The organism is Fulvivirga lutimaris (assembly GCF_009711525.1).
GTDB classification, from domain to species: Bacteria; Bacteroidota; Bacteroidia; order Cytophagales; family Cyclobacteriaceae; genus Fulvivirga; species Fulvivirga lutimaris.
The window spans coordinates 1-9,187 of record NZ_SMLV01000344.1 but is presented as its reverse complement, the minus strand read 5'-3'; the positions used below and the strand labels follow the sequence as shown (position 1 = coordinate 9,187).

Sequence of the window (9,187 nt, the reverse complement as noted above, 5' to 3'; positions counted from 1 at the left end):
GAGACTTCTCATCCGATAGCTATCGGATCCGCTACGCTGCATTTCGAAGTGATGAACTAATTTCATTAAAATTACAAAAATCTAAAGGTATTAGTCATTAGAGGTGGCAATTTGATTGGCAGTTACATTAACAGAGACTGCCAGACCACGTACTTTATGAGCATTCTTGCCTTCTCCTTTAATGATCAGCGTGAAGTTATCGCTTGTTGCAGTTTCATCAGCCATAAGGGTAAGGTGATAAAGTCCGTCTTGCTCTTCATCTTCAACAAACTCAGCTGTAATGCCCTTTGGTGTTCTTGTAGCCAGACCTCCAAATTTTGCTTTTCTGTATCTCTTTGATTTTAAAAGGGTAAGGTCAGTGGTAAGTTCCTCACCAGGAATCAGCATTAGTTTTGTGTCTTCAATGGTAATAACTGCACCATCTTTTGGAAGCTCCTGAGCGTAAGTGTCAGCAATGTTGATAAAAATTACGACTAGGAGAGTAGTAAAAAAGTTTTTCATGGGATGTTTCTTTTTGGTTTTTAAAACCAAACGAAACGGCTCAATCAGATTTTGACTAAATCCGGTGGATTGTAGCATGATCATACTGAATTGTAATGTGAGGCCTGTGAGTTGTAGGCTGTTAACCAATAGCTTGAAGCTCCATAATGTCACTCATCGGCAAATAAATCACTTTGACCAGAACAGGTATGCAGGTTTAATGTATCTGCGTATACTTGAATCATAAAGCCAACTATAGACAACGATTCATCCCTTGAGACCAGGTTCCCAAGGGATGTTTTGTTTTATAGGGTTTCCTATCCGTGCAGTCCTGCATATGTGGCCCGAAGTTTAATGCCGACTTAAATAATAATCACATTGTTTCACTTACTTTTAAAGAGTCGACTGTACCATATCAATAAACATTTTAGAAATAGTGAATTATCTATTAAATAGATATGTGTTATTATCGATACTAGTCGGATGCCATTACATTAATATTAAAATCATGCGAAATTGTTATTTTTTGATTATTTGTCTGATCAGCACCAGTGCATGGGCACAAACAAACCCGCTTTGGAAAGAGCAGAAAGTTAAGAATTACCTGCCTCATATGACCGTGCCGGAAGTGGAGGCCTTTCTTAAAAAATCGGATATGGTAATAATCCCGGTTGGTGCCTTAGAGCAGCATGCAAATCATCTTCCTATAGGTGCTGATTTTATCAGTGGTGTGGAAAGGTGCAAGCTCATTGCGCAGGAGAGAGATATACTGGTTGCTCCAGTATTAATGGCAGGCCAATCTCCATATCACATGGGATTTGCCGGTACCATTACACTTAGTGCGGAGACTATTTTGAAAGTTCATCTTGAAGCTGTCGAGAGCCTTATCAGGCATGGGTTTAAACGATTTGTAATCATGAATTCACATGGTGGAAATAGTGCCATATCAACTCTGCTGGTTGATCAGATCAATCAAACAACTGGTGGAGTAGCCGTTAGTTTCAGCCAGGCCATTGGCCCATTTATTGAGCGCTCTTCGGAGAAACCTACTACGGAGCTCGACAGACATGGAGGTACACCAGAAACGTCTAATGCGCTGTACCTGATGCCAAGTTTGGTGCAATTAGACAAGGCGGTGCCGGCTGAATTGACTTTGCCCAGTCACTTAGAAGCAATGCTTCCTGAAGTAATAGAAGGTGAGCCAACAGCTTTGATGCTGTTTCTTGCCGAGGGGTTAAAAGCTGAAGAAACAGGAAAGAAAACCTCCTCTGCTGAAATGTCTACCACTGGTGTATGGGGCACGCGCGACCCGAAAGAAAGCACGGTTGCAAGAGGCGAAGATATGAACAGGAGAGCCGTAAGTGCGGCCGTTAAATTCATTGACCGATGGAACGAATTCAATGGACGTAAATGAACGACTTAAATCAAGATGCGGTTATTAGTCACCCAAATTACCTAAAGCTACATTTTGCAACTCATCGGCAAATAAATCACTTTGACCAGAATCAGTATACAGTTTTAAAGCATCTGCGTATACTTGAATCTTAAAGCCAACTATAGACAACGATTCATCCCTTGAGACCAGGTTCCCAAGGGATGTTTTGTTTTATATCAAATCCCCCTAAAAAGCTCAAAAGATTCCAGGTAGTTAGGAATATACACATTGTCCCAGCCACTGTCCATTCTAAGATAGTTGGCTAAAGCAATAGAGTTTTCTACTTCTCCGTGTACGACAAAAGTCATTTTGGGAGGTGAGGTGAAGTTTGACAGCCACTGGTGTAGCTCATTCATATCAGCATGAGCCGATAGCCCCATCAAATTATCAATATGGCATTTTACAGGAACGTCAATGCCAAAAATTCTTACCGAGGTTTCTCCATCTACCAGGCGCCTTCCACGTGTACCATAGGCCTGATACCCGACAAACAATACCGTGTCATTCTTTCTTGACAAGCGATGGTAGAGGTGGTGCAAAATACGGCCCCCGGTACACATGCCGCTAGCCGAAATAATAATGGCCTTACTTCTTAAATCATTAATGCTAACAGAAGACTCCTGCGACTTGTAATATTTTATTGTTGGGTAGTCAAATAGGCCATCACCTTGAAATGCTTCTGGTGTTAGGGTATGATATTTAGGATACTGCTGATACAAGAATGTAGTGCTAATCGCCATAGGACTATCCACATATACAGGATAATTAGGTATAAGGCCCTGCGATTGTAACTTTTGAAAGTAGTATAGCAGCAGCTGTGTTCTGCCAACTGCAAATGAAGGTATCAACAAACAGCCACCTTTATCTAAGGCTTCATTGACCTTGTTTGCAAAAATGGTTTCAAAATTTGTATGATCATTAGCCTTGCCGCCATAGGTAGATTCAACTAAAAGAATATCAGCATCTGTAATAGCGGCAGGAGTTTTTAATAACGGCTGATTATAGCCACCCAAATCCCCGGAGAATACCAGCTTTTTTTGCTGCTGTTCACCCTGCACAAATAACTCAACAATGGAAGACCCCAATATATGGCCGGCATTATTAAAGTTGAAGCTTATAAAATCATTGACCCTGTTAGTCAAATCATAAGGTGCAGTTTTAAGCATAAGCAATACATTCTCTGCGTCTTCGGTATTGAATAAGGGTTCTGGTGTGTTATGTTTAGAATAGCCTTTCTTCTTAGCAAATTCAGCTTCTTCTTCCTGCAGCTTGGCGGCATCAAGCAGTAAGATTCTTAACAAGCCCTCTGTAGCTTCGGTACAGTATATTGGTCCTTTAAAACCATTTTTGACAAGCCTGGGTAGGTAGCCACTATGATCGATATGCGCATGGGTGAGAATAACAGCATCTATGGAGTCTTCTTCTATTGGCAGCTTATTCCAGTTTCTTAATCTCAATTCTTTTGGCCCTTGAAACATGCCGCAATCAACCATGAGCTTGTAATTGTCTATTTCCAGTAGATATTTAGAGCCTGTTACTGATTGGGCTGCTCCGAGAAACTTTATTCTTACATTCATGTATTTAAGTTAAGCATGTATTGAGAATATCGGCAAATTAATATCAGTATCAACAATCGCCTGACTTAAGGTGCTCGATAGTCTCGTGGTTCTTCTTGGGATGAGCACCAATAGGGAAGGGTCATGGCCTTTTATGTGTTCTTTTATTCCACTGATAATATCTTCATTTTCCAGCGCAAAATAAGCATGGTTTACATCATTGAAGATGTCATGCATTTCGCGCACTTCATTCATTTCTTCCTCATTAAGTATTCTTCCATCTCCAGAAATATGGAGTAAATGAAGTTCTGAGTCATTTTCAAGGGCCAGTTCTCTTATAAACTCCAGCCTCTCTTCTTTATCAATATCTTTAAAATCTGTGATGAAGAGTATTTGCTTAAAGGTAATATCAGTAGGCGCTTCGCTAATTAAGAATACCGGCAGGTCAATGGTTTGCATGACCTGTGCCGCGTTGCTGCCATAATATTTATTAGTATGGTTTTCACCTTTTTTACCCATTACTACTAAATCAAAATCATATTTCAGTTCATTAACCACATCACAGATTTCTCCATTAACAAATTGTACAGGGAGATCAATGTTGTTTTTAATTGTAAAATCAATCATCTCTTTTTTAGCCGCATTTATTATCTCTGGTTTAAGCCTTTCGCTACCTATCGAGTGAATGATATTGACTTGCATATGATGTCGCGCTGCCCATGCCTCAGCAAAATAATATGCATTTAAGGCTGAGGCAGATTTGTCGATAGCACATAAAATTTTCTTTGCCTTCATGATTACTGGGTTTATACATTAAAGGTATAGACAAGAAAGTAGCGACCCTTTGATCAGCGTCATCCAACAATTTGATTATGGTCATTAAAATGACGTTTAAACATTGATAGAATTCGTACCTTTATTGAATGATTAAACTTAGGTACTTTGCTCTTTTACTACTTATATATTCGTGTAGCGACTCTGATCCCGGTCCTTCAACACCCAACTGTGACAACGGTCCCGTTATTACTGGAGTGAACACTCAGGATGTTTCTGACTGCACAACCAGTGATGGACAGATAACAATAGCAGCAACCGGTTCTTCTGCACTGGAGTATAGTATTGATGGTACCAACTTTCAGGATTCAGATACTTTTACTGGCTTAGCTTCAGGAGAGTATGAGATAACTGTGCGTGATAACCTTGGCTGCACGGCAACTTCAACTGGTACAATCAGTGCACCAGCCAGTACAGTGGCTATTAACGATATATCAGCATCTACTTCAGGTTGTGAGCAGTCTAGTGGTAGTATTACTGTATCGGCAACCGGTCAGGGAGATCTAACATTTTCTATTAATGGTGGCAGTGACCAGGCCAGCAACACATTTTCTGGACTTACTTCAGGTACCTATCAGGTAAGTGTGGCCGATGGCAATGGTTGCTCTACTATACAGTCTGCTAAGGTGCTCACAGGGGTGTCATTTGAAGGTCAGGTTAAAAGCATTTTTGTGGCAAACTGTAACATCAGCAACTGCCATGACGGCAGCAATTCCGGATTGCCTGATTTTAATAATTTTGAAGAGATCAAAAGTAGGGCGGCAGATATTAAAGCACGAACTCAAAGTGGTAATATGCCACGAAATGGGTCTTTAACTCAGGAAGAGAAAGACTTGATAGCCTGCTGGGTAGATGATGGTGCTTTGGATAATTAACTGAACAGGCCGTTGATTTCAATGTCTATCTTACTAACGATAGATGCGAAATCTTCAGGGTTATTGACAAAATCTAAGTCATTCATTTCTATTATTAATAGCTTACTTTCATTATAAGTGCTTATCCATTCGTTATAATGCTGATTAAGATTTTTCAAATAATCGAGCCTAATAGCATTTTCGTAACTGCGACCTCTTTTTTCTATTTGTGAGACAAGTTTGGGTATATCTGCTTTTAAGTAAATGGTTAAATCAGGGGCTTGCACATGCTGTATCATCGATTCGAACAGGGTTAGATAACTGCTGTAATCTCGATCATTAAGATATTTTGACTTGTATAGATTGGCAGCAAAGATGTAAGCATCTTCATAAATGGTTCTATCCTGAATAGTGGAGGTTTTACTTTCTCTAATCCGCTTGATTTGGTTAAACCTGCTGTTAAGAAAGTATATCTGCAAGTGGAAAGACCAGCGTTTCATATCCTCATAGAAATCTTCAAGGTAGGGATTGTCTTCAACTGACTCCATTTCTGCTTTCCACCCAAAGTGTTTGGCTAGCATAGATGCCAGTGTTGTTTTTCCCGAACCTATATTACCACAGATGGCTATGTGCATACTTTCTTTCATGACTGCAAATCTAAAATATTACAGATGAAAAGAGCTGTTGAACGTGGATCAAATATCAGAAAAGTACAGAGCCTTAATGGCTAGGATTGCAAACGTTTGCGAAACTAAATTGAACAATAAAATTAAAAAGTTGCCTTTGCCTAAGGGTGTTAATATAAATTCGGTGAATGAATGAATAAACCTTATTTTATATTGGGAATTGTAAAAAGTAAAGTATTAGATTGCGCGTTTTATTAACCTAAACCGTAAACCAAATGAAAAGAGTTTTATTACTTTTTACAATGTCGCTTGTCATATTCACGGCCTGTGACGACAACAATTCAGTGATCAAAGATCAAGAGCAGGACATCATTGTAGACATGAGTGATTTTTACACTTATACCAATGATGAAGAAGCTGGCAGAACTGGTACTGAGGGGCAGAAATGTTATTCAATGTCTGTACTAAACAGACAATTGTCTGCAGATCCTAAGCTTCACGACAGAATGTTCAACATCGAAAAAAATGCTAGAAAATTCATAGCCTCTAAAAAACCTGATGGCACTCCTGGCGGTGGCAATGGTGGTAATGGAGGCGGAGACGGAGGTGGAGATAATCCTCCAGTTGACGATGGCCTTGGCACTATTAACATTCCAGTTTATGTACATGTTATTTATAATAACGCTAATGAAAACATTAGTGAGGCTCAAATAAACTCACAAATTGATGTGTTGAATGATGATTTCAACAAAACTAATAATGATATCAGCTTTGTACCTTCAGAGTTTTCTGGTGTAACAGCCGATGCTCAAATCAATTTCACTTTAGCAGGTGTAACAAGAAAGTCATCTTCAAAAACTTCTTGGGGAACTAACGATGCTATGAAGTTTGCTGCTAATGGTGGAGTTGATGTGGTTTCTCCTGAAACTTCATTAAACATCTGGGTGTGTAACATTGGAGGAGGTATTTTAGGATACGCTCAGTTTCCTGGTGGTTCATCTTCTACCGATGGTGTTGTAATAGCACCTCAGTACTTTGGAACAACAGGGTATGTTTCTGCTCCTTTCGATAAAGGTAGAACTGGTACTCATGAAGTGGGTCACTACTTGAATTTGAGACACATCTGGGGTGATGGAAGATGCAGACAAGATGATTTTGTTGCGGATACTCCTTCTTCTGATGGACCAAATTATGGGTGTCCATCATTCCCAACTGTTAATTGCAAGTCAACTGACATGACAATGAACTATATGGACTATACTAATGATGCTTGTATGTATATGTTCTCAGAAGGTCAAAAAGCCAGAATGAGAGCGATATTTGCTTCTGGTGGTCCAAGAGCTAGCATGCTATAACCGTAAACCTAAACTATATGTAAAAGGCCAGAGGAGACTCTGGCCTTTTTTTGTGATTTATTTTGTTGAATTAAAGGGAGTTATCATCATGATTTGATCTTATATTAAATTAAAATTATAATAATTAAGATATACATTATTATAATACATATTTTCGCAGTTTACATTTATTTGAATACAATTCTTTGTGGAGGCTGTGGCTAAATCCTTTTTATCTCTTTTTTTTTCAATTATTTGTTCTTTGTCGTCATACGCTCAAGTTCTTGAATACGATACCTATATAACTGTTAACAATGGTGTTAAAACCACCAGGAAGTCTGTTCTAGTACAAGTCAATAACCAAGAGGAGCAATGGATTTCCAAAGTTTTTATTCATTACAATGCATCTGAGGACCTAAAATATTTGAATGCGGAAATTTTAGATAGTAGCGGAAAGACAGTTAGAAAACTAAAGAACAAAGAGGTAGAGACTAGGGCCTATATGCCTGATGGAACCTTTTTTGAGGATGATTTATATAAAGTATTTGATCTCGCCTATAATGTGTTTCCCTATAGGTTTAAATACTCATATGAAATAGATAATGATAATTTTAATCATTTAGCCTATTGGGTTCCTATATACCGAGAGAATGTTAAAACAATTGAAGCCAAATTGACAATTGATTTACCTGCCAGTTATGAATACAATAATCACATAAAAGATATTTCTAATAAAAGGGAAGAGTTGATTAGCGGTCGCAAAGTATTGACTTATAAATCTAGTTATTTAAGAAAGATAGCATCGGAAAAATATTCAGCTTCGTCACAAGAGCTTTATCCACATGTTTTATCAATCCCTGAAAATTTTCATTATGGTGTTGATGGTAACAGTGCGTCATGGGAGTCATATGGAGATTGGCATATTAAGTTGAATGAGGGGCTCGACTATTTGACATCTTCCGAAAAAGCAAAGGTTGATGAAATAATTGAGGCAACACCAGATACTTTAGAACTTATTAAAAAGCTCTATTACCATTTACAAGATCATACCAGATACATTAATGTGGCTATTGATATCGGGGGGTTGAAGCCTTATTCCGCAGCTTATGTTTGTACTAACAAATATGGTGATTGTAAGGCCCTCACCATGTACATGAAGGCTTTATTGAAGTATGCGGGTATCAATTCAAATTATACTGTAATTAATGCGGGGGATGATGCTGAGAGGATCATTGAAAAATACCCCTTTCAACAATTTAATCATGTATTGCTGACTGTTCCATTTGAAGGAGATACCCTCTGGCTAGAGAATACCTCAGATTACTTACCCTTTGCTTATAACGGAACATTTACCCAAAACAGAAAGGCTTTGGCCGTAGATCTGAAAAATAGTCAATTAATAAATTCTCCGGCTCTAAGTACTGAGGATGTACTTAGTTTAACAAAAGTAAATTTTAATATTAACGATGAAGGTACAGGTACTTTAAGCATTGATGTAGTTCTAAAAGGGGAATTATTTGAGCGTTACAGTTACCTAAATAGACATGCAACTACTAAAGATTTTAATACTCAAGTAGTCAGGGACTTTAAAATAAAAGACTCTGAAGTAGTTGACTATAAAGTAGTTGACTATAGCAGGGATGACTTTTTTATGAACTTAGAGATTAACCTTAAAGTTCAAAATCAAATTAGGACTCTGGGATCACTTAGAGTTATTAAACCATATGTTATTGAACTTCCTGAATTAGAAAAACCAATATTTAGAAAGAATGATTTGTTGATTAGATACCCTATTAATGAACAACATGAAATAGTGTATAGTTTATCAGCTAATGAGAAATATAATGCAGAGTTACCTGATGACATATTAATTGAGACCAAATATGGTATTTACAAACAGACCAATACTTTTAACGGCACTCAAATTAAAATTAACAAGCATTTTAAATTGTTTGGAGGTGAATACCCACAGTCTGATTATGAAGAGTTTTATAATTTCTTCCAGTCAGTAAATAAAGCTCAAAAGGAATCGATCATTTTAGAAAATAATTAATGAAAAGACTATTAG

Annotated in this window: 8 protein-coding genes; 4 read left to right on the top strand and 4 right to left on the bottom strand. The window is 37.9% G+C overall.

Features of this window, described 5'->3' with window-relative positions:
- Positions 1–90: 90 nt before the first annotated feature.
- Positions 91–501: a hypothetical protein gene (locus E1140_RS08140; protein ID WP_155181506.1), complete on the bottom strand. Its 411-nt coding sequence runs from the start codon at positions 499–501 to the stop codon at positions 91–93.
- A gap of 487 nt (positions 502–988) precedes the next feature.
- Between E1140_RS08140 and E1140_RS08135 the strand changes: the two genes are divergently transcribed.
- Positions 989–1,894, top strand: a complete 906-nt coding sequence (locus tag E1140_RS08135) for a creatininase family protein (RefSeq protein WP_155181503.1) — start codon at positions 989–991, stop codon at positions 1,892–1,894.
- Positions 1,895–2,091: 197 nt separating this feature from the next.
- Here the strand turns inward: E1140_RS08135 and E1140_RS08130 are convergent, their stop codons facing one another.
- Both E1140_RS08130 and E1140_RS08125 read right to left on the bottom strand, forming a co-directional pair.
- A complete protein-coding gene (locus E1140_RS08130; protein ID WP_155181500.1) occupies positions 2,092–3,492 on the bottom strand; it encodes an MBL fold metallo-hydrolase RNA specificity domain-containing protein in 1,401 nt (466 codons plus the stop codon).
- Positions 3,493–3,501: 9 nt separating this feature from the next.
- Positions 3,502–4,266 carry a universal stress protein gene (locus E1140_RS08125; protein WP_155181497.1) on the bottom strand — a complete coding sequence of 255 codons (765 nt, stop codon included), beginning with the start codon at positions 4,264–4,266 and terminating at the stop codon, positions 3,502–3,504.
- Positions 4,267–4,394: 128 nt separating this feature from the next.
- Between E1140_RS08125 and E1140_RS08120 the strand changes: the two genes are divergently transcribed.
- Positions 4,395–5,180 (top strand): hypothetical protein, encoded by a 786-nt coding sequence (locus E1140_RS08120; RefSeq protein ID WP_155181494.1) that lies wholly within the window; start codon positions 4,395–4,397, stop codon positions 5,178–5,180.
- Here the strand turns inward: E1140_RS08120 and E1140_RS08115 are convergent.
- Positions 5,177–5,794: a deoxynucleoside kinase gene (locus tag E1140_RS08115; RefSeq protein WP_155181527.1), complete on the bottom strand. Its 618-nt coding sequence runs from the start codon at positions 5,792–5,794 to the stop codon at positions 5,177–5,179. The two genes, E1140_RS08120 and E1140_RS08115, sit on opposite strands and share 4 nt — an antisense overlap.
- A 266-nt stretch (positions 5,795–6,060) precedes the next feature.
- On the opposite strand from E1140_RS08115, the gene E1140_RS08110 reads away from it, so the two are divergent.
- On the top strand, positions 6,061–7,140 hold the full coding sequence (locus E1140_RS08110; RefSeq protein ID WP_155181491.1) for a zinc metalloprotease: 1,080 nt from the start codon (positions 6,061–6,063) through the stop codon (positions 7,138–7,140).
- A gap of 241 nt (positions 7,141–7,381) precedes the next feature.
- Positions 7,382–9,172 carry a DUF3857 domain-containing protein gene (locus E1140_RS08105; RefSeq protein ID WP_155181488.1) on the top strand — a complete coding sequence of 597 codons (1,791 nt, stop codon included), beginning with the start codon at positions 7,382–7,384 and terminating at the stop codon, positions 9,170–9,172.
- The last annotated feature ends 15 nt before the right edge of the window (positions 9,173–9,187 follow it).